This window comes from Synergistaceae bacterium, from assembly GCA_017450125.1.
Lineage (GTDB): Bacteria > Synergistota > Synergistia > Synergistales > Aminobacteriaceae > JAFUXM01.
In genome coordinates, this window is sequence record JAFSWZ010000024.1 from 1 (window position 1) to 21,055 (window position 21,055).

14 protein-coding genes and 1 rRNA gene are annotated in these 21,055 nt (G+C 53.7%); 7 read left to right on the forward strand and 8 right to left on the reverse strand.

All coding sequences use genetic code 11. The features are described 5' to 3' along the window. Window positions 1-257, reverse strand: a 16S ribosomal RNA gene (locus tag IJT02_04810); the annotation flags it as partial. Between the two features lie 204 nt (window positions 258-461). On the opposite strand from IJT02_04810, the gene IJT02_04815 reads away from it, so the two are divergent. Beyond that, on the forward strand, window positions 462-3,167 hold the full coding sequence (locus IJT02_04815) for a class I SAM-dependent DNA methyltransferase (protein MBQ7544248.1): 2,706 nt from the start codon (window positions 462-464) through the stop codon (window positions 3,165-3,167). Between the two features lie 13 nt (window positions 3,168-3,180). On the opposite strand, the gene IJT02_04820 is transcribed toward IJT02_04815, so the two are convergent. Then, window positions 3,181-4,521, reverse strand: coding sequence for an MATE family efflux transporter (locus IJT02_04820; protein MBQ7544249.1), 1,341 nt, complete (start codon window positions 4,519-4,521; stop codon window positions 3,181-3,183). Between the two features lie 159 nt (window positions 4,522-4,680). On the opposite strand from IJT02_04820, the gene IJT02_04825 reads away from it, so the two are divergent. Both IJT02_04825 and IJT02_04830 read left to right on the forward strand, forming a co-directional pair. Further along, a complete protein-coding gene (locus tag IJT02_04825; protein ID MBQ7544250.1) occupies window positions 4,681-5,520 on the forward strand; it encodes a Cof-type HAD-IIB family hydrolase in 840 nt (279 codons plus the stop codon). A gap of 18 nt (window positions 5,521-5,538) precedes the next feature. Further along, complete coding sequence (locus IJT02_04830; protein MBQ7544251.1) at window positions 5,539-7,395, forward strand: PTS glucose transporter subunit IIA; 1,857 nt, start codon at window positions 5,539-5,541, stop codon at window positions 7,393-7,395. 67 nt (window positions 7,396-7,462) lie between these two features. On the opposite strand, the gene IJT02_04835 is transcribed toward IJT02_04830, so the two are convergent. Then, window positions 7,463-7,903: a hypothetical protein gene (locus IJT02_04835; GenBank protein MBQ7544252.1), complete on the reverse strand. Its 441-nt coding sequence runs from the start codon at window positions 7,901-7,903 to the stop codon at window positions 7,463-7,465. Window positions 7,904-8,056: 153 nt separating this feature from the next. On the opposite strand from IJT02_04835, the gene IJT02_04840 reads away from it, so the two are divergent. Then, on the forward strand, window positions 8,057-8,629 hold the full coding sequence (locus IJT02_04840; protein MBQ7544253.1) for a flavin reductase family protein: 573 nt from the start codon (window positions 8,057-8,059) through the stop codon (window positions 8,627-8,629). A gap of 57 nt (window positions 8,630-8,686) precedes the next feature. On the opposite strand, the gene IJT02_04845 is transcribed toward IJT02_04840, so the two are convergent. The 5 genes from IJT02_04845 to IJT02_04865 are packed head-to-tail and all read right to left on the reverse strand — an operon-like array spanning window position 8,687 to window position 15,383. Then, window positions 8,687-9,916: a GGDEF domain-containing protein gene (locus IJT02_04845; protein MBQ7544254.1), complete on the reverse strand. Its 1,230-nt coding sequence runs from the start codon at window positions 9,914-9,916 to the stop codon at window positions 8,687-8,689. Between the two features lie 42 nt (window positions 9,917-9,958). After that, entirely contained in the window at window positions 9,959-10,876 is a 918-nt protein-coding gene (locus tag IJT02_04850; GenBank protein MBQ7544255.1) for a hypothetical protein, read from the reverse strand. 2 nt (window positions 10,877-10,878) lie between these two features. Further along, window positions 10,879-11,838 carry a hypothetical protein gene (locus IJT02_04855; GenBank protein ID MBQ7544256.1) on the reverse strand — a complete coding sequence of 320 codons (960 nt, stop codon included), beginning with the start codon at window positions 11,836-11,838 and terminating at the stop codon, window positions 10,879-10,881. 16 nt (window positions 11,839-11,854) lie between these two features. Then, complete coding sequence (locus IJT02_04860) at window positions 11,855-13,078, reverse strand: hypothetical protein (GenBank protein MBQ7544257.1); 1,224 nt, start codon at window positions 13,076-13,078, stop codon at window positions 11,855-11,857. Window positions 13,079-13,082: 4 nt separating this feature from the next. Further along, complete coding sequence (locus IJT02_04865; GenBank protein MBQ7544258.1) at window positions 13,083-15,383, reverse strand: GTPase domain-containing protein; 2,301 nt, start codon at window positions 15,381-15,383, stop codon at window positions 13,083-13,085. Between the two features lie 233 nt (window positions 15,384-15,616). On the opposite strand from IJT02_04865, the gene IJT02_04870 reads away from it, so the two are divergent. From IJT02_04870 to IJT02_04880, 3 genes are all read left to right on the forward strand, one after another. Then, complete coding sequence (locus tag IJT02_04870; GenBank protein MBQ7544259.1) at window positions 15,617-18,496, forward strand: hypothetical protein; 2,880 nt, start codon at window positions 15,617-15,619, stop codon at window positions 18,494-18,496. A gap of 109 nt (window positions 18,497-18,605) precedes the next feature. Continuing rightward, a complete protein-coding gene (locus IJT02_04875; protein MBQ7544260.1) occupies window positions 18,606-18,941 on the forward strand; it encodes a hypothetical protein in 336 nt (111 codons plus the stop codon). Next, window positions 18,922-20,919 (forward strand): V-type ATP synthase subunit I, encoded by a 1,998-nt coding sequence (locus IJT02_04880; GenBank protein MBQ7544261.1) that lies wholly within the window; start codon window positions 18,922-18,924, stop codon window positions 20,917-20,919. Before IJT02_04875 ends, IJT02_04880 begins: the two co-directional genes overlap by 20 nt. The last annotated feature ends 136 nt before the right edge of the window (window positions 20,920-21,055 follow it).

Genomic DNA, 21,055 nt, shown 5'->3' on the forward strand with positions numbered 1-21,055 from the left:
CCGTTACCTCACCAGCCAGCTGATAGGACACGAGCACCCCCTCAAGCACCTCTCGGCTTTAACCTCTCGGCCTATGGGGTATTAGCGTCCGTTTCCAGACGTTGTCCCCCGCTGATGGACAGCTTCTCATATATTACTCACCCGTCCGCTGCTATGAAGTCTTCCGGTGTCTCCACTTTCCAACTTCACCGCACAACTTGCATGTGTTACGCACGCCGCCAGCGTTTATCCTGAGCCAGGATCAAACTCTCAGTTAAATCTGTGAGTGTCTTAGCTATTTAGTACTTCGCTCGAAATTTATACGCTGTATTCACTTGTCAATTAACCTTTTAACTCATCGCCGCTGTATCTCGCAACGACAAGAGAGAATTATACGCGCTTTCCTGAAAAACGCAAGTACCCAGCAAAAAATCTTTCACACATGATAGAATGCCCACAATAATCCCACTCGGAGGCTGACCATGTGCATAAACGAGAAAAGCGACACGCAAAAATTCTGGCTCACGCTCATACGCGACGTGTTCGGAATCGCAAACCCTGAAGAATATGTGGACTTCGAGAAACGCGTCGAGATGGAGCACATAAAGTTCATCGATGCGTTCATACCGTCAACAGGAACAATCATCGAGCAGAAATCGCCCGGCAAAGACCTTGAGGCCGCGTTTGTTCAGGCGAAAAATTATTATGACTGGCTTCCGTTCTCGCAGAGAGGACGCTACATAGTTACGTGCGACTTCGACGAGATCCACGTCCACGACATGGAAGAGCCCACAGCATCGCCGCAAGTTATACCAGTCCCGGAAGCAACAGCCGACGAGCTCTCATTCCTGCTCACACCGGGAGAAACTCTGCCGCTCGAAGTAAGAGTCTCAATCAAGGCCGGAGAGCTCATCAGGAAACTTTATGATTCACTGCTGGCCTCAACAGTCGAAGCAGTGGACAAATTAGCCGACGAACGCAACTATACTGACGAACAGCGCAAAGCACTTTTCGAGAAAGCTGCTGACGGCATCAACGTCTTCTGCGTAAGGCTCGTGTTCATTCTTTATGCTGAGGATGCCGGGCTGTTCACGAAGGGGCAATTCCGCAACTACCTCGCGCCCCGTAGAATAAGGGCACGCGAAGTAATCAGGGAGCTGTTCACTGTCCTCAACCAGAAGCCCGAACGCAGAGATCCATTCATCAGCAGTGAGCTTATGGCATTCCCACTCGTCGACGGCGGGCTGTTCGAGGGAGAAGTCAATTTTCCGCAGCTCAATGATGAAGTGCTGAACATAATCCTTCATGACATGTCCGAAGGCTTCAACTGGGCCGGAATATCCCCCGTAATCTTTGGCGCAATCTTCGAGTCAACGCTCAACAACGAAACGCGCAAGCATGAGGGCATTCACTACACATCACCCGCAAACATACACAAGGTCATAGACCCGCTGTTTCTCGACGAACTCACACAAACACTCGCGGGCATACTGTCAGAGCCGTACTCGGAATGGCGGACGAAAGAATTATCAGCGTTTCAGGAGAAGCTGGCCGCGCTGAGATTCTTAGACCCGGCGTGCGGTTCAGGAAACTTCCTTACTGAGTCCTTCATCTCACTGCGAAGGCTGGAGAACAAGTTACTTGCCGCAATTCCTGAGGGAGAAAGGCCGCCAGTGAAAGTCTCCATCACACAGTTCTACGGCATAGAGTCCCATCCTTTCGCCGCCAACGTCGCGCGTACCGCCCTGTGGATAAGCGACCACCAGATGTGGAAGGAAACCCAAGCCGTAATGAACACTCACGACTCGCCCCTTCCGCTGAAAGAGTATGACAACATCAAGGAAGGCTCAGCAATGGCGACGCTCGAGAATTTAGGCTGGAAGCTGCCGGGCTGGAAGATTCCTCATGACGATATGCTCTACATCATGGGAAATCCTCCGTTTGTCGGCTACTCCCAGCAGAATAACGGACAGAAGCAGGAAGTCCGCGATGCCTTCGGACAAGGAAAAGTAGATTACGTTGCGTGCTGGTTCATGATTGCCGCAAGCTACGTGCAGGACAAGAAAACCAAAGCCGCCTTCGTAGCGACGAACTCAATCATTCAGGGAGAGCAGGCCGCATATGTCTTCAAGCCCATAAGCGAGAGATGGGGGATAAAGATAGAGTTTGCGTATCAGCCATTCGTGTGGAAGAATGAGCTTCCTGATCCCTCAAAGATGGCTCGCGTACATGTCGTGATTATAGGTTTCAGCACAAACCCGCCAGAATTGAAGAAGCTATACACCGCTGACGGAATGAAGCTCGTGGAGAACATAAACTTTTATCTTGCCGACGGGCCGGATGAGGATGTTGTGGACAGCATGGAGACGGCGATCTGCGACGATGTGCCGCCGATGACGACAGGCAACAGGGCGGGCGATGGCGGAAATCTCATCATCGAGGGTGAGGATTACGCGGAGTTCATCAAGAGAGAGCCGAACGCCGCTAGGTATATCAAACGCTATATGATGGGGCGAGACTTCATCAACAATATTCCGCGATATTGTTTGTGGCTCGTCGGGGCAAGTCCGCACGAGATTCAGAGTATGCCTCTTGTTGCAAAGAGGGTGAAGGCCTGCAAGGCAGACAGGCTCAAGGGTGCACCAGACCGCCAGAAACTGGCAGATACTCCGCACCTGTTCCGCGAGCAGATGAATCCAGCGCACTATGTGGCAATCCCGGTAGTGTCATCGGAGAAAAGACTCTATATCCCGATGGGCTGGCTTGATGATTCTGTGATACCAGGAGATAAGCTACATATTATCCCTGACGCTACGCTGTACCACTTCGGAGTCCTGATGAGTCGCGTGCATATGGCGTGGATGCGGAGAGTAGGCGGAAGGCTGAAGAGTGATTACAGCTACTCGAAGAACATCGTGTACAACACATTTGCCTGGCCAAGCCCGACGGAAGCACAGAGGAAGCGCATAGAGGCTTCTGCACAGGCAATTCTTGATGCGCGGGCACTGTACCCTGACTCGTCGCTGGCGGAACTCTACAATGATGCCTTCATGCCGCTGGAGCTCCGCAGAGCGCACAGGGAGAATGACGCGGCGGTGCTGGAGGCGTACGGGTTCGCTGAGGACATCAGCGAGGACGGGATAGTGAGAGGGCTGTTCCGGCTGTACCACGCCCTGACGAAGAAGTGAGCTGTACGGGGGCTCACGCGAACACCTTCCGACGAATGAGGAAGTACGCCGCGAGAGTCCCTACGCTCGTTATGAACCACGACAGCGGGTAAACGTTCATCAAGGCCGTGAAGCTGCTGTAGTACGTGAAGACCGTGTACACCCACACTATCCGCAGGACGCAGCACCCCATCAGCACCATAACCGACGGCAGGGTAGAGTGTCCCATTCCGCGCAGGCATCCCCCCGAAATCTCGTAGAAGTTCGTCATCCACAGGAAGCACACCACGTGAATCATCCTTATTTCCGCGTAATGCAGAACCTCCGCGCTCGTTGTGTAGACGCTCAGCAACGGCCTGCACCACAGCCAGCACACAACGCACGCAAGGCCGGTGAAGCCCGTTCCCGCGAGCATGGTTGAGGCGAAGACCTTGTCGCACCGCTTGTAGTTGCCCGCGCCGAAGTTCTGGGACGTGAAGGTTACTGCCGCCTGCGTGAATGCCGCAACAATGTAGTACACCAGAAAGTCGAAGTTGAGGGCGGCGGCACTCCCTGCTGATGCGTAAGAGCCGATGCCGTTTATGGCCGTCTGAATGCACACGTTCGAGATCGAGAACAGCGAGCCCTGAACTCCGGCGGGAAGACCTACCTTCAAGATTTCTGCGGCGTGCGTCCTGCTCAGCTTCAATGCACTTGGCCGGAAGGTGAAGGGAGCTTCCTCCTGCATAAGCCAGCGCATGATCATCAATGAGCTCACGACGTTGGACAGCACTGTAGCGATAGCCACGCCCGCGACGCTCATCCTCAAGCCCACCACAAAGATTACGTTCAAGATTACGTTGATGACTCCTCCTGCGGCAAGAGAGACCAGAGGACGGCGGCTGTCTCCCTTGCTTCTGAGAACCGCAGAGCCGAAGTTGTAGAGCATGATGAACGGTGCTCCCAGAAAGTATATTCTGAAGTACACGACAGCAAGCTCGATGATGTCTGCAGGAGTGTTCATGAGGGTAAGGATTGTGCGTGCCATCGTGAGCCCCCAGACGACGAGGACTGCTCCGCCGATAAGTGCGAGTGCTATCGAGGTGTGGACTGCGTCATGAATGCCCGCTCTGTCGTTCCTGCCGATGCAGCGTGCGACGATGACGTTCGCGCCGATCGAGAGGCCGACGAAGAGGTTGACCATGAGGTTGATGGCTGCTCCGTTGCTGCCGACTGCGGCCATTGCCTGAGGGCTGTCGAAGCGTCCGACGACGGCAACGTCTGCGGAGTTGAAGAGCTGCTGGAGCATCATGCTCGCCGCGAGGGGAAGGGCGAAGATTAGTATCTTGCTGAGAAGCGGGCCGTGAAGCATGTCTACCTGATGTTTAGTGGGCATTAATAGTCTGAGCCTCCGTGATGATTTGTGAACAGAATTTTTGACAGTGTAGCTTTGACCGATTGAAATTGCAAATAATCGCGAATATAATTTTCCTATTCACACACATCAGACCATTTTTCAGCTCAGACCCTAAAGACTTGCAAGGAGGATACTATCTTGAAGCTGATATTTCTGGATATTGACGGCACACTGACCGCGCCGGGCGAAAACACTCCCCCTCAGAGCGCAGTCGAAGCCATCGAGAAAGCTCGCGCCAAAGGGAATAAAGTTTTTCTCTGCACCGGCCGCAATCCCGACATGCTCCGGCCTCTTCTCCGCTTCCAGTTCGACGGGTTCATCTCGTGCGCAGGAGGCTATGTCGTCATCGGCGAGAAGTACGACAACGTCATCTACGACCACCCTATGACGGACGAGCAGAGGGACATTGCCCTGAGAACCCTTCACGACAGCGGCGTCTTCTGCACGATAGAAGCTGAAGGCGGCTCGTGGGGAGACGAGAATCTAGGCGACTTCCTCAAGGGGCAGGGCGAAGGCAACAGCGAGCTTGAACGCTGGCGCAAGGCTCTCTCCGAGAATCTCGGCATAAAGCCCATGAGCCAATACGACGGCTCTCCCATCTACAAGGTTGTCATCATGTGCAACAGGATGGAGCAGCTCGATGCGTGCCGTGAAGCTCTCGGGCAGGACTTCAACATTGTGGTTCAGGAGGTCAGGGTAGGCGGCTCTGACTCTCACTGCATAAACGGCGAAATCATCAACAAAGCCTTCAACAAGGGGCTTGGGGTGAGGATGATTGCCGAGAAATTTGGTGTCCCTATCTCTGATACAGTGGGCTTCGGGGACAGCATGAATGATCTTGAGATGATACAGACAGTAGGCTTCAGCGTCTGTATGGCGAACGGCTCGGAAAAGCTGAAGGAACTCTCTGATATGGTCTGCGCGTCAGTGAGCGAGGACGGCCTTGCGAAGGCGTTTGCAAATTTGCAGTTAATCTAACTTTCAGGAGGTCATATTATGGCACTGGATTACAGGAAGTGTGCGGAAGAAATAGTGTCGCACATCGGCGGGCGAGAGAACATCGTCCAGGCAGCGCACTGCGCAACGAGACTGAGGCTGGTCATCAAGGACAACGGCAAGGTCGACAAGAAGGCTCTCGAGAACATAGACGGCGTGAAGGGAATGTTCGAGAGCAACGGACAGCTTCAGCTCATCATCGGGACGGGCACAGTCAACAAGGTCTACGCGGAGTTCCTTAGCGTTACGGGAATGACCGAAGCCACGAAGGACGACGTGAAAGCTGCCGCCGCCGCAGGACAGCCCATCTGGAAGAGGATGCTCAAGCCAATAGGAGACGTGTTCGTGCCGATTCTGCCGGCAATCGTTGCGTCAGGCCTCATGATGGGATTCGTCGAGGCAATGGGCAAAGTCTATCCCGAGTTTGCGTCAACTTCGTGGTATGACTTCCTCGACATGGTCGCCAACACAGCGTTTGCGTACCTGCCCGTCATCGTCGCAATCTCTGCGGCTCGTGTCTTCGGCGGAAATACCTTCTTGGGCGCAGTCATCGGTCTCGCCATGATTCACGCCAACCTCGTGAACGCGTGGGTGGTCGGTTCGCTCGAGTCAATCCCCGCATGGAACTTCAACATCTTCAACTTCATCGTTACGGTTCAGAAGGTAGGTTATCAGGGACACGTCATCCCCGTAATCATCGCAGTGTGGCTTATGTGCACAATCGAGAAGTGGCTTCACAAGGTTACTCCTGAGATGATCGACCTGTTCGTCGTGCCTTTCACGACAGTTCTTCTTACGACGTTCATCACCTTCACGGTAATCGGCCCGATATTCTCACAGCTTGAGACGTGGGTCTTGGCCGGAGCACAGATACTCGTGAAGAACCCGGTAGGCTCTGCTGTAATGGGAGCTATCTATCCTTGGACGGTCGTCATGGGACTTCACCACATGTACAACGTCATAGAAGCCGGTATGTTGGCAGCTGGCGGCTTGAACACATGGATGCCCATAGCTTCGGCCGCGAACTTCGCACAGTTCGGCGCGTGCTTGGCAATCGGCTTCAAGGCACGCAATGCCCGCACGAAGGTTGTTGCAGTTCCTTCGTCAATATCGGCGGCACTGGGCATCACTGAGCCTGCTATCTTCGGTATCAACCTGCGCTTCTTCAAGCCCCTCATTGCAGGAATGATCGGCGGAACAGTCGGAGCATTCTTCGGAGCATTCACGGGCATCGGCGCGAAGGCATACGGCGTTACGGGAATTCCCGGCTACCTTACGATTGCCCAGCCCCTCCAGTACACGATACTTCTCGCGCTTTCCGGCGGTATAGCTTTCGTGTTTGCGTGGATGATGTGGAAAGAGGAAGAGCCTGCAGAGGCAGCACCCGCACCTGCGGCAGAGCCTGAGAAGACAGTAGAGTTCGGGACGGTAATCAGCTCCTCAGCCGGAGAGATCGCGCAGTGCACGGCCGGAAAGGTTATCCCTTACACCGAGATTCCTGACCCGACATTTGCGACAGGGACGCTCGGACAGGGTGTCGGAATCCAGCCTGATGATGAGTACGTCTATGCTCCTATCGACGGCGAGATCGCTTCAGTTGCGGAGAGCAAGCACGCTATCGGCATCAGCGGCGCAAATGACATGGAAGTTCTGATTCACGTCGGAGTTGACACGGTAGAGATGAAGGGCGACGGGTTCGAGGACTTCGTCAAGGAAGGCGACAAGGTCAGGAAGGGGCAGAAACTGATGCGCTTTGACCGCGCGAAGATCAAGGCGGCAGGGCATCCTGATACGGTAGTCCTTCTCCTCACGAACAGCGACGATTATGAGGACGTGAAGTTCGGCGCAGACCTGTAAACTAGCAGGAAGAAAAATTTATCCCCCTGTCTGAAATACGGCGGGGGGATTATTGTTTGCGCGCGGGTTATTCTGCGTGCTTCCACTTCCTGCGAAACTCCTCGCTGAAGATGTCGAGCCACGCTAGGACAGCCGCGATAAGGTAACATCCTGCCCACAATAGCAGCGTGTTCTGCCAGGAAAAACCGATAGCATTAACGACTATTCCTAATCCCGGCTGAGCATTCGTCTCTGAGAGCACATTGGCGATAACAAAGCCGTAGAATGCAGCACATCCTCCAAGACCAAGAACAGATATTCCGTTCCTGAAAAAAGCACACATCCCGGATACTGCTCCGATTAAAGCAACACCCAGTGCAACGGCACACATGTTAGTTATAGAGGGGTCATTAATCCCCGAACTAAGGACATCGAATACGCTCAGCTTCTGGAAAAGGAAGGGCAGAACGGGCTGAAAAATGCTGAGAGCAGATCCGGCCAGCGCGAAAATAAGTGCGGCAACATTCATAACTATCACTCCTCATAAAATTGAGATAGAGCAATGATAAATTAGACAATGTTTTTTTTTTTTACCGTAATATTACTTATTATCATGCTTATCAATGAGAGCTTGACAAGTTTGCGATAATGGAATCATCACACAAAAAGGAGACATACCAACATGCTCAAAGATTTAGGTTCAGTACCTGCAGTGTTCCCGATGCCCGTCCTCATGGTCGCGACCTACGGTGAAGACGGCACAGTCGACGTGATGAACGTAGCTTGGGGCGGCATCTGCGGGATGGACAAGATCGCCCTCAACCTCGCTCCTGATCGCAAGACCCTCAAGAACATTCAGGCCAAGAAAGCGTTCACTGTCGCACTTGCGGACGCGGCGCACATCAAGGAAGCCGACTTTCTCGGCACAGCCAGCGGCAACGTAATGGCCGACAAGTTCGCACGCACGGGACTTACTGCAGTGAAGAGTGCTCATGTCGACGCACCTGTGATTCAGGAGTTTCCGCTCACGATGGAGTGCAGGCTTGAGGAAGTAAGAGAGTGCTTCGGTGAGATGAGAGTCGTCGGGACTATCGTTAATGTCCTCGCTGCTGAGGAAGTTCTCGACGAGAAGGGCAAGGTCGACGCAGGGAAGCTCAATGCCGTAATGTTCGACCAGTTCAGGAACACGTATTACACCGTCGGCCAGCAGTTCGCACAGGCTTGGCGCGTCGGTGCGGAACTCATGAAGAAGTAACAGTAACAACCCGGCGGCTGAAGGACTCCTCTCCGACAGCCGCTTTTTCCCTTCGCATCACCCTCTGCTTCCGTGCCACATGTGCTGAAATCTCCTCTGCTCCCTGTTCTCCGTCAATGACCTGTCAGCCTCCTCGATAAGCCCGGAGATCGTCTCCGTCCTGCTGAAGTGCTCGTACCTTGCCCAGCCCACGCCTACCCTGAGGTGATAACGCAGCCTGTGAGAGATTGCGGCGTTGCTCACGTAGTTGCGGATGTGCTCGACGAACAAATCACGCTCCTCGTCGTCTTGAATGTCCGCAGTGATGATGAACTCGTCGCCGTAGTACCTCGCGACATAGCACGGATGCTCCTCATCACGAAATTTTTTCAGGGCTTCGGCGGTCAGAACAAGTACTTTGTCTCCCTCTATCCGTCCGTACGATGAATTAATCATCCCCATGTCCTCAATGTCCACCGCGAACACGTGAATGTTCTCGGGAGCTTCTCCGCCGAGACGCTCGGTCAGTGAGCGCATAAGGCCATTCCTGTTGGGTATCTTGGTGAGTGGGTCAACGAGTATCAGGCTGTCGGCGTGAAGCAGGTGCATTATCAGGTCAGAGATGATTATAACGTAGCACAGGAAGGGCATCCGCCAGTTCAGAGCCTGAAGGAGTATGCAGGCCGCCAGAACAGCCGGGTACAGGGCAACAGCAGGGAGGGTCTCGCGCTCGTAACGGGACATCTTGCTTCTGCGGAGGAAGGACGACACCACAGAGGCGGCAGGGTACACCAGAGTTACCGGCAGAACCGACGGGAACAGCAGGCCGGGATGAACCTCAGCTCCCGCTATATCCCGCAAGAACGCCCTGCCCAGCGAGACACCCAGCATGATTACATTGAGCGCGAAAGGAAGTGCGGCGATTATTCTGTTCCGCATGGAGGAGAGAAGGCCGGAGTTCTGCGCGTATTCCATGTAGATGAAGATCATCCAGCACATATAGCCCAGAAGTCCGATGTTAATCGAGGTGATGACGTACTGCGCGATGTTTGTGCCGGGAAAGACTTCGGCATCAGCCATGACCCTGAAGACCCACGTCAGACAGTAGAGTATCTGCACGAATAGTATTTTGCTCCACAGCAGGCCTGTTTCTGTCTGGTCGGAGGAGTTCTGCTGACGGTTGAAGAGTATCGCCAGAACGATAATGCACACGACGTTAGCTTCGATGGTGAAGATTACGTAGCCTGAACCCGCGAAAGCTGCTGCAGATTCGTGCCATATTTTGGAGAAAGCAGAAGCGAGAGACATTGTTACGAGATACCTTCTTTGTGTTGTGATGAGAGAATTATATTACTCTTTGCGGCTGAGGCGGGAAATCCTGCCTTTTGCGCCGGTTATGAGCGATTGAGCTTTGTCGGGGCTGGCCTCCGCGTCCTCTGAGGCACTTATCAGCAGAGCAAGTACATCATCCAGAGCGTTAATATCTTCCGAGAGCTTCACGAGTCTCTGCTTTGCGCTGTCTCTGACGGGCACAAGTTCAGCGAGCCGCTTAACGTCCGAGCTCGTCATGTCGCCGCCGGAGAGAGCTTCGATTTCGCCGAAAGCATCCTGATACTCACCCTCTGCCTCCAAGAACTTTATGTGCAAGTCGCCGGACAGCAGGCCAAGTTCTGAGACAGCCTCCGTTAGTTCAGCGCGTACTGCTTCGGTGCGGAGCTTCTTCCCGTCGTCTGCATCATTGCCCTCAACCATGAAGAACGCAGCTGCCGCGAGAACCGCAAGTACAGCTGCAATCACCGGCTTTCTGTTCCTGGTCTTGGCCGGGACTGCGAACGTAACAACATCACCCGAAGCCTCCTCCCACTTCACCAAGCGTCCGGGCAGAGATTCTTCACACGCGTAATCCTTCAGCCACACGGTGAACTTCTCCGCATCAAAGGCCGCGCTGTCCTCGTCAGAATCAAGGCACGTGCGCAAGACCTCTTCAGCCTTAGCCCAGCACTTCACGAGATGAAGGAAGACTCTTCCTGCTTCATCGCCCTCAAAGCTGAACGAGAATCTTATCTGTCGGCCGTGAACGTCCTTCCTGCCCGTCGTCATTCCTGCCGCAACAACTATCTTGCCCTTCAGCACAGCACATGGCTTCTCCGTGCCGGTTATCCCAGCCTCGCGGAGAATGCCGGTGAAGCCCTCAGCCCCAGAGTCCTCGCCGTTACGTTCCCTCAGCCTGTAGTCGGCGGTCTTAGTCCGAGTCAGGAACATGAACATCGTTAGTCATCCTCATCTTCCGGCAGGCCGAGAAGCTCGCGCCCAGCAAGTATCTCCATTCCGCGAATGTCCGTGCGTATTCCGGCGCGAATCTGTTCAGCGATCTTGTCGAGATTGCCGTTCCCGAACACCCAGTCGAACGCCGCAGAGACTCCCGAACGTGATTTTGTGTACTGTTCCAGCAGGAAGCTCATCGCGTAACGCAGAGGCTGATCCGTGTCCGACGGCATGAAGTTCCTGCCAGTTATGCGGCGGAAATACAGCACAGGCTCTCCTCCTCTCACAGTGAAGCGGCTCAGGTGTACGTTGCCCATCGTGCTTACAGGCAGAACCGCCAGCGCAAGATGACCGTAATACGGCGATGCACTCCCCGCAAGGCTGATTGTGTCCGCAAAAGCTGCCTTCACCGCATCGAGCAATGAAGCAGCTTCGGATTCGTCCGCAAGGTACTTTTCACACTTCACAGGCACGAGAAGAATCAGCTTGTCCCGTCCGTCCTGCGCAAGGCTGTCCGCTATGACGTATTCCATGTCGTTTATGCCCGCGCTGTCCCTGTACTTGCCCTTGTAGTGCATCAGGAACGGCGAATTTATCACCGCAATAACCACCGACGAACGCCGTACTGTCTCAGCAACGTAGCTGAAGTTGCGGTCATCAGGTTTCAGCCATTCGCCGGGAAAGTCAAAGAACCTCAGAGGTATGTCCCTGCGGCTTCCCTTTATCGTGAAGGGATACTCGTGCTCCTCGTCAGTGCCCTTCACTCCGCCGTCAAAGATTATCTCGCGCCCGTTGTCCTCTGCGTCCTCCCTAAGGGCTGAATAAGCGTTGCTGAGATTGCCGAACTCTTTATCATTCTGGAAAGCTGACGGCATCACGCGCCCGAAGTATTCATTCATGCAGGCGAGCAGTGTAGTTTTCCCGCACCCCGACGGCCCGAGAACGGTAAAGCACAGTTCATTCATCGTGAACACTCCTCCTTCATTTGTTGCGTATCCTCTGCCACAAGTTTCTGTTCCTCATGCGGTCAAGTTCTCCCTTTACGCGGTCAAGCTCCTTCTGTAGGGCTTCGGTCTGCTGCTTGTAGAGTTCAGCCAGCTTCTCAGCACGTTCCGCACGGCTCTCGGCCTGTTCCCTGTTGGACTTCTGGGACTGTGCATCAGCAAGTGCTTCGTCGCGCTCGCGCAGTGCCGCATGTTCCGCCTCCTGTGCCTCCGAGATGCCGGCTTCTGCACGGCTCACTGCCTCTTCTGTCTGGCGTGTGTTCTCCGCGATGACGGCCTGAGCGTCCCGCCTCATGAAGTAATACCCCGCACCCGCAACAACAAGCAGCCCGGCAATAACGGCGGCGGCCTTCCAGAGGGAAACTCTCTTCTTGGCGGGGGAAGGGTCAAAGAGCTCGCGCCCGCAAAGCACGCTGAAACGTTCATCATCGAGACCTGCACCACCAGCAACTTTAAGGGCTGTGGTCTTGGCCTCACCCTTGAAGACGCCTTCATGAAGCAGAAAGCTCACCGCGAACTTCAGCACCTGCTCCGAGCATTCGGGCTTGAAGCGTATGTTTCTGTCCCGCCGGAATTTTTCACCCGTTATTGCCCCGTCCTCTATGATGAAGTCGTCAAACGCCGCGCCGCCCATCGTGTGAACGGGGATTACTGCGATGCCCGCACGTCCTCTGCACTTCGTCCGGCAGAGTTCCACCGTGCTCCTGAACTGTGATGCCGTCTCAGCGAGAAGTGATGGGTAATCCGCGCGGGTGTAACGTTCGCACTTCACAGGGACAACAAGGAGAACGCGATTCCCCTTCGAGGCTTCGAGTGATTCCGTGAAGATTTCTGCGGCTTCGCTGACTCCTGCGTCCTCAGCCTGCCCGTTCATCATCAGCGGGGCATCTATTACAGCGACGAATATTCTTGCGCCTTCCGTGTTGTCGGGGTTCTCCTGAAAGCTGAAGGTTATTCCGCCGTTCATCAGCATCTGGTAATTCCACTGCTCCGACTCCGCGAAACTCACCGTGAAATGCGTTCTGTTCCCTGATGCTGTCTCCTCAAGCCCGCTGTAAATCCTGTCCGTCTCCTTGAAGTCCTCCGCATCCTGAAGCCTGAAATATCCCGGCATCTCTGAGGCTATCGCTTTGTACATGCAGGCAGCAAACGATGATTTTCCCGAGCCGTCCGGGCCTATTAACGGTATATCAATCTTCATTGCGTTACTCCCTAGAGAAGCTGAGGTTCACGCTTCCGCAGAGGGACAGCATAGATGTTATCGGGCCTCTGATTTTCGCGAAGGCCTCGCGTTTCGCCTGAGCGTTGCCGAAGTCATCACGCCAGATGTCCGCGCGTATGTACCTGTACAGTGCCCGCCACTGCGTATCAATCTTCACGCCTCCCTGCGCCGAAATGTCTGCGTTCCTGCGCACAAGGTCATCCACAAAGTTATCTGCAACCGCAAACGCAAACTCGTTGGGCTCTGAGTAAATCTCCTCGTTATCGAGGCTCTCTCTGAGTGCCGCAAGAGTGTCGCTGTATATCTCGACTAACGATGTATAAATTCCGTCCGCGCTCGTGAGTATTGCCCTCCTGCTCCGTGATTCTTCCTCCATAGGGTCAAGGATGTTCAGTGCCTCGCGGATTAACGGCTGTATTCTGTTCTGGCAGCTTATTGACGCGTCGTCTAACTTCTTTAGGCCGTCTAGTATTGAGCGCATCATGTCAGCCCTGCCGTCCTCTATGAAGTCTGTTATCTCACGCAGAATGCCCGCTCCTCCTGCCTTGAAGTGCAGGCCAAGTTTCCCGTTTTCGGCGAGCACTCGGCACAGCTCCTCCTTCATCGGCAGGAGAACTACGCGTTCAAGTGTTGCATCAAGTTCCTGCTGCATCTTCGCGCTGAGGTCTGTCCTGAGCTGGTGCATAAGGTTGGCGTATGCTGAATCGGGAGAACCGGCTTTGCGCATTACCCGCCTGACGACTTCGGGAGTGATGCCCGAGAGCGTTCCGTTGTCGGCGGCTTCCTCTTCAGCCTCAAGTATCCTGTTGAACTGATCCATAAGCTCGGTGCAGGGTTCGTTCTTCCTCCGGCCAAGAACTGAGTCGGGTTCAACGCTTCCTGCGAGGCCGTCGATAAGGTCATCGAAAAGCGCATCAAACAGCGTGTCGAATAATTCGCTGTCCTTCTCGAAGTTGTTTTCTGAGGAGAAGACCTGTCCGGCCCGCGTAAGGACATCACGGAAACTTGCTATGGTCTCGTTCATCATCTCCTGAAGGCTGGCGGCGTATTCCCTGTCGTTGCGCTCGATGTTGGCTTCAAGGAAGTCCAGCGCAGGGTCAATCAGCAGTTCCGTAACTTCGTCGGGCTTGATGCAGTTCACGGTGATTATCTTGGCCACATCAACATGTTTCTTCCGTAACGCTTCCTCGAATATACCGCACTGTTTGCTGTTGTCGCCTTCCTCTTTATGGTTGATGACCCAGAAAGCCCAGCGTTCTATCGGCAGCTTCTCGCCCAGCGCAGAACTTGCCTTGCTGTATAGGTCTATATCTTCCTCGAAAACGTCCGTCCCTTTCTCGCTCGGCATTGTTACGAACAGCACAAGATCAACCTGATCCGAGAGTGCCTGAATCATCCGTTCTGCGTCGCCGATTCTTGTGTCTCCGAGTCCCGGCAAATCTATGAGCCTCAGTGAAGCCGCTTCGGTGTTCTCGAACCTGCAGTGAATCTCTACCTTCTCTGCGGCCAAGTGTGCATATAACGGTCTGCGCTCTTCCCTGCCGTCAACATTCTCGACATCGTACTGAACGACATACGAACGTATTTTGTCGCGCGGAATCTGTTTCGAGCGTCTGCCCGCAAGAAGCCTGCGGTATCTGTGGAGGTTGTCCTTGAGCTTCTGCAGTTCGTCAATGTATATTCCTGTTCTGCGTCTGTCTGAGTACGGGAACTGTTCTTTGTCAGGCAATGGTTCTGCCTCGAAGTCCTCAAGCGTCGCAGGAATCTCTATGCCCGGAAGCCTCTCCTTAAGCTCGCGGAAGTAACGGCACACAACGTTATCCATGAAGTCATCCTCGCTCATGAAGTCGATGTAAGCATACGCATCACCTTCGGGTACTTCGGGGTCATTGACGATGTCGCTCCTGACTCCCGTATAAGCCGGGCCGTCGTAGTCGGGAATCTCGTAATCAGTCAGGCCGGTGATTGTCCGCAGAAGCCTGCTCTTGCCCTGACGTGCACGGCCGATAACTGCGATGTTCAGGGTGTCGCGTGAAAGACGTTTGCGGATGTTCTCGAGGTGGTGGGAGAGTTCTTCTGCCCTTGCCATGTCGAAGGACGAGAAAATCTCCTCTACGGCCTTGCGCTCACCGGCGAGCGTCTCATCAGTGAGTGTGTTTCTGCATAAGCCTCTGAGTTCACGGAAGCTCCTCACTATTTTTGCGAGGCTGGACTGTGCTTCGGTGATTGTCTGTGCGAACGGTTTGCGTTTATCGATTATGCGCTGAATTTTCTCGCGGCTCAAAATTTCTGTGCCTCCTGTTTGCTCTGGAATGAAGTGATTATATACCACACATCTCGCAGAAATTATGTAAAGGCTTAAGACCGAGAGTCCGAATATTACATCAGATTTCTATCAACTTTTCAGGAGACTCACTAACGATGACAGCATACGTAGAATATACTAATGGGGGGGGGGGGCTCAACTTTCAGCAATTGATGCTGCGTTGATGCTCCTCATGTCATGGAGGCGGTATCATGAGAATCAACAATAATCTTCCTGCGTTAAACGCTTTCAATTCACTCAACGCCACGAACACATCACTTCAGAACGCGATTAATGCGCTGTCTACGGGACTGCGTATAAATTCGTCTGCTGATGATGCGGCGGGGTTTGCGATAGCTGAGCGGATGAAGGTGCAGGTTTCTGGTCTGGAAGTTGCGGCAAGGAACGTGCAGGACGGAGCGAATCTGCTTCAGGTTGCGGAGGGTGCACTTGGCCAGACGAACGCGATGCTACAGAGGATGCGGGAGCTGTCTATACAGGCCTGCAATGACTCTCTGACCTCGCAGGACAGGCAGTACCTGCAGCTTGAGATTGACGAGCTGAAGGGGCAGATTGACCGTATAGCGGATCAGACGCAGTTCAACAAGAAGAGGATACTTGACGGGAGCTCGGGGGCGTTGTGGTCGTCGAGTGATTTGAACGTTAAGGCGCGGATTAACGGCGGGCTTGTTACTGTGGACGAGTTCGGGCAGAAAGTCAATCACGAGGGGAATTTCAGGATTGAGGTTACGGCTGAACCGGGGCAGGCGCAGGTGCAGAAGAGCAGCCCCTTCTTATCGGCCTCATCGGTTGAGAGAACTGTTACAGAAACAATTGAGGTAACATTTACGAGGACAACGATAACTACTAGGACAGAGATCGTTAATGAGGAAGAAGAAATCATTGTGCCCATTCTTCCTGCAGGAGGCGATCCTGAAGAAGCAGAGGTACTCGAGATTAACATCAACACCGGCCAAGATTCAACCGGCGCAACTTCCGGCAAGGGCTGGAACTACGACTCGTCCACAGGCAGGCTGAACATAACGGGCGACGGCAGGTACAGGATCACTGGCACAGGAGAAGCGACAACAAATCACGTTGTTGTAGAGCCAGGAGTAACGGCGGACGTGTATCTTGAAAACGTGAACATAAATACCGAATACACCTACGAATTTACTCCAAAGGGGTATTATCTCCCTTGTGCTGCTTTTCTCATGGATGATGCCACAGTCAACATGTATCTTGTCGGAACAAATATTCTTCAGAGCGGCGAACACAGGGCAGGGCTTGAAGCACCTCAAGGCTCAACGCTGATTATAAATTCTTCTGCCGTTGATGGAGCCCTTGAAGGCGAATTGAGAGCTGTTGGAGGACCTCATGCATCTGGTATTGGAGGATGCTGCAGTGCATTTTTCGATCCTCCTGAGAGTGCAGGCGGCAATGTCATCATAAGAGGCGGAACTATTCATGCTACAGGCGGTGATTATGGAGCAGGTATTGGCGGCGGCTCTGGCAGAGATGCAGGGACAATAGAAATTTATGGCGGCCAAGTAACTGCTGAAGGCGGCTGGTGGTCAGCAGGTATAGGCAGCAGTTATTATATTGGGGATGAAGCCAGTGCTACGGTAATAATAGGCGGCGGCCAAGTAACAGCGACCGGCGGCGAGTGGGGCGGCGCAGGTATAGGCGGAGGTGCATACTCTGGAGCAGGCACGATAAAAATTGCGTCTGGACTTGTTTCCGGCGGTTCAATAGTTGCACAAGGGAGAGATGGAGGACAAGACATAGGCGCAGGTGTCGGATATACCGGGACATACACAGACTATGATGACACTCAAAACATAGATGTTCCTGACCCTCCTGCACCGGCAGGCTATGAGACGCGAACAATCACCAGACAATATGAGGTAACAATTGAGGAAGAAACCGAAGAAAAGGTAACAATCTCTAAAGAAGTCGAGATTCGCAAAACGGTCATTGAGGAAACTACGTTCGTGGACTTCATCACACAGTCTCCAGCGAGACGAGGCTTGACGGGGAGCAGTATCGGTGAATCTCTCCTCTCAGCAGGCAGTCAGACTCTCACGATAACTCAGGGAAACGGCAAAACTGCGGAAATAACGCTCTATTCCACAGACACTATGAGCGAAGTGGCCGCAAAAATTAATGATGCCATAGCTGGAACTTTGGGACAAGCTAGGTACGCGGACACACAGACGAAGTTCTGCACAATAGAGAACATCTCCGGCAATGGGTCGCCTGTGTACACAAGAGGTTATGTGCGTGAAGCAGATGGCACGCTTGTCCTCGACGGTAACGGAAATCCTATAGAGACCGGCGAGAAAGAACTTGTAGGGTATCAGACCACACCTATGCTTTTTGTCCGTTCCGCCATACCCGGCAAAGACGGCGAACTCTACTTCTCCGGCGACCAGGACCTCCTCAACGCTCTCGGCCTCAACACCATTCAGGAGTCCTCCGAGAACACCCTCACCGCAAACGTCTTCGATGCACATTCCGGCCAAGTCGTAGCCTCCAACGTCAAGACCTCAGGCAGCGAGTTCGTCAGCCTCATTCCTCCTGAGATTGATATTCAGGTCGACATGATGGCTGGCCTCCGCTCAAACTGGGACGAGACCACAAAACGCTTCATCACCGCCGGAAGGGACGTTTACACCGCCATGCTGCACCTCAAGAACAACGGCACAATCTTCCAGACCGGCGCAAACAGCGGAGAAGACTTCATGATCCAGCTCGGAGATTCCTCCTGCGATGCCCTCAACCTCTCACGCGTCAACGTCCTCACACGAGAGACAGCCTCACGCTCGATAGGCCTCATCGACCGTGCAATCAGCAGACTTTCAGCCCAGCGCGCGAAAATCGGCGCATACCAGAACGCCCTCGAGCACACCGTCTCGAACCTCACAATCTCAAGCGCAAACCTGACCTCAGCAGAAAGCAGGATACGCGACGCTGACATGGCCTCAACAATGACGGACTTCATACGCTATCAGATTCTCAACCAGTCCGGCACGTCGATGCTCGCGCAGGCAAACCAGCTCCCGCAGTCGGTGCTCAGCCTCTATCAATAGTCCGCCTGTTTCGCGGTTGAATGACCATGAAATTTTTGTATAATTATCCAGTTCAACCCATATACATACAACTCAATATCACTCATCAAAGGCAGGAGGTGAGCATACTATGGCGGATAACCCTACTATAGCCGAGATCAGAGCTGCGGAAACGGCGGCGGCTAATGCTGTGCAGAAAGCCAAAGAAGACGCGGCCAAGAAGCTGAACCGTGCGAGCGCGGACGCTGAAAATTCCCTCAAGGAAGCCAGGCAGAACGCAGCCCGTCAGTTCAGGGACAAGATTCGCAGGGCAGAAGAGGCAGCCGAAGCCAAAGCCCAAGCACTTTTGTCAAAGCGCGAAGCCGACGCTAAGGCATTCTACGACAAGCAGAAAGGCAAGATACCTGCAGCTGCTTCATTCATAACGGAAGAGGTGATGAAGAGATATGGGAGTAGCCAGGCTTAAGAAGGCAGAACTGTATTATCACAAGTCCGTTCATGAACAAATCGCCGCTGTACTTCAGGAATCTGGTGCATGTCAGATTATCAGCACCTCAGAAGAGAGTTTTACCCCTCCCGCTGACATCGAGGCACTGATTGCGAAGAACGACGAAAAGCTCTCTGACGTACGTTATCTGACCAGAACGCTCACCCCGCACTATGTTGACCCTGTCCCTGCACTTGACAGGATGCTGGGCGAGAGGCCTGACGTTACGATGGCTGACCTCGAGGAGCTGGCTGCTCAGACGGACTTGAAGGCGGTGTGCGATTCCGTCCGCGCCGTCGAACGTGAGACAGGAGACACAAGGCAGAAGCTCTCCGAAGCCAGAATGAACGCTGCGCTTCTCTCTGAGCTGTCGTTCTTCCCCTATCCCCTGTCTGTGATTACCGAAGGAACGCGCACTGTTACCGGCCTAATCGGCACTCTGAAGGCCGCAAACATAAGCGGGTTCAAGGCGGCACTCGGAGACCTCTCGAAGTTCAAGGACGACTCCGAGATCGTGATTGCTCCCGTCGGCGAGAAAGCAACCGATGTCTACGCGGCTGTTATCTTCTCGCGTGCGGTTGAGGCAGAGATCCGCGAGGTCTGCGCAAAGAACGGGCTCGCGCTCGTCGAAGTTCCTGCTGTCTTCACGGGAACAGCTGACGAGGAGAAGGAGAAGTTCACCGTAGCAGTTATCGAGCTTGAGGCGAAGGAAGCAGAACTTGGCCGGAAGATGTCGGCTCTTGCACAGGAACATGTACCCACAGTACAGAAGCTCTCCGACTACTACAACAGCCTTTCAGCGCGCTATAACGGCATGGCGAACAGCGACGAGACGGAATGCACGATGCTGACGCGTTTCTGGATTCCGACAGAGAAGGCCGACGCACTGCGCCAGAGCATTGAGGCAATCGGCACGGACATAGAGCTCACGTACTCCAACCCCGCGCCCGACGAAGAACCTCCTTCACTGCTCAACAACGGCAACACTGTCAGGCCGTTCAACATTCTCACGGAGCTTTATTCCTCGCCGAAGTACAGAGGAATAGACCCGACACCGCTGCTTGCACCGTTCTTCTGGATTTTCTTCGGAATGTGCTTGGGCGATGCAGGGTATGCACTCGTCGTGTTCGGGACGATTCTCTGGGTCTTCAAGAAGTATAAGAAGATAGCTCCGGGCGTTAAGGATTTCATCAAGCTGTTCCTGTTCTGCTCGGTGTCGACGTTCATTTACGGCGTAATCTCCGGCTCGTTCTTCGGGAACTTCATCGACAGCTTCCTTCCTCCTCTGATTCCCATGAAGAATGCATTGATGCTCGTTGACCCGATGACCAACCCGATGCAGGTTCTCGGCATCTCGTTATTGCTGGGAGTTATTCACCTGATGTTCGGACTGTTAATCGCGGCTTACGACAAGCTGAGGCACGGAGAGTTCATCGACGCGCTCGGGAACGACATATCATGGTTCCTGCTGATTGTGGGCCTGTGCCTGTACGGCGTGGGGCTCGGCGGAATGCTTCCCCCTCACTTCATACAGGTCGGCGGGGCAATGGCGGTACTCGGAGCTGTGATAATCTTCATCTACGCCGGCAAGGGTGAGCCCAACTGGTTCAAGAAGATAATCAACGGTTTTCTTGCGCTGTACGGTTCAACGTCGTATCTGGGAGACATTCTCAGCTACAGCAGACTTCTGGCGTTAGGTTTCGGCTCGGCAGTTATCGGAATGGTCATCAACCTTCTCGGAGGACTGGCGGCGGATATTCCGTATGTCGGGTGGCTGATTGCTGTAACCGTCATAATCGGCGGGCACATCTTCAGCATAGCAATAAACATTCTGGGGTCATTCGTTCACCCGTTAAGGCTTCAGTATGTAGAGTTTTTCGGCAAGTTTTACACGGGAGGCGGAGAACCGTTTACCCCGTTGACGCTTTCACAGGAATATGTGAACGTCAGAGCATAACTTTATCGTGAAAGGAACGTGTAAATCATTATGGAACATTTAGGACGCTCACTCGCACTGTTCGGGGCAGCACTGGCAGCAGCACTCGCCGGCATCGGTTCAGCAATCGGTATCGGTGTTGCAGGCGGAGCAGCAG

Coding starts and splice junctions, on each gene's coding strand:
- IJT02_04850 (MBQ7544255.1), bottom strand. CDS start 10,876: ATGTTCATGTTCCTGACTCGGACTAAGACCGCCGACTACAGGCTGAGG.
- IJT02_04875 (MBQ7544260.1), top strand. CDS start 18,606: ATGGCGGATAACCCTACTATAGCCGAGATCAGAGCTGCGGAAACGGCG.
- IJT02_04820 (MBQ7544249.1), bottom strand. CDS start 4,521: ATGCCCACTAAACATCAGGTAGACATGCTTCACGGCCCGCTTCTCAGC.
- IJT02_04855 (MBQ7544256.1), bottom strand. CDS start 11,838: ATGAATGAACTGTGCTTTACCGTTCTCGGGCCGTCGGGGTGCGGGAAA.
- IJT02_04815 (MBQ7544248.1), top strand. CDS start 462: ATGTGCATAAACGAGAAAAGCGACACGCAAAAATTCTGGCTCACGCTC.
- IJT02_04870 (MBQ7544259.1), top strand. CDS start 15,617: ATGAGAATCAACAATAATCTTCCTGCGTTAAACGCTTTCAATTCACTC.
- IJT02_04845 (MBQ7544254.1), bottom strand. CDS start 9,916: ATGTCTCTCGCTTCTGCTTTCTCCAAAATATGGCACGAATCTGCAGCA.
- IJT02_04840 (MBQ7544253.1), top strand. CDS start 8,057: ATGCTCAAAGATTTAGGTTCAGTACCTGCAGTGTTCCCGATGCCCGTC.
- IJT02_04860 (MBQ7544257.1), bottom strand. CDS start 13,078: ATGAAGATTGATATACCGTTAATAGGCCCGGACGGCTCGGGAAAATCA.
- IJT02_04830 (MBQ7544251.1), top strand. CDS start 5,539: ATGGCACTGGATTACAGGAAGTGTGCGGAAGAAATAGTGTCGCACATC.
- IJT02_04835 (MBQ7544252.1), bottom strand. CDS start 7,903: ATGAATGTTGCCGCACTTATTTTCGCGCTGGCCGGATCTGCTCTCAGC.
- IJT02_04880 (MBQ7544261.1), top strand. CDS start 18,922: ATGGGAGTAGCCAGGCTTAAGAAGGCAGAACTGTATTATCACAAGTCC.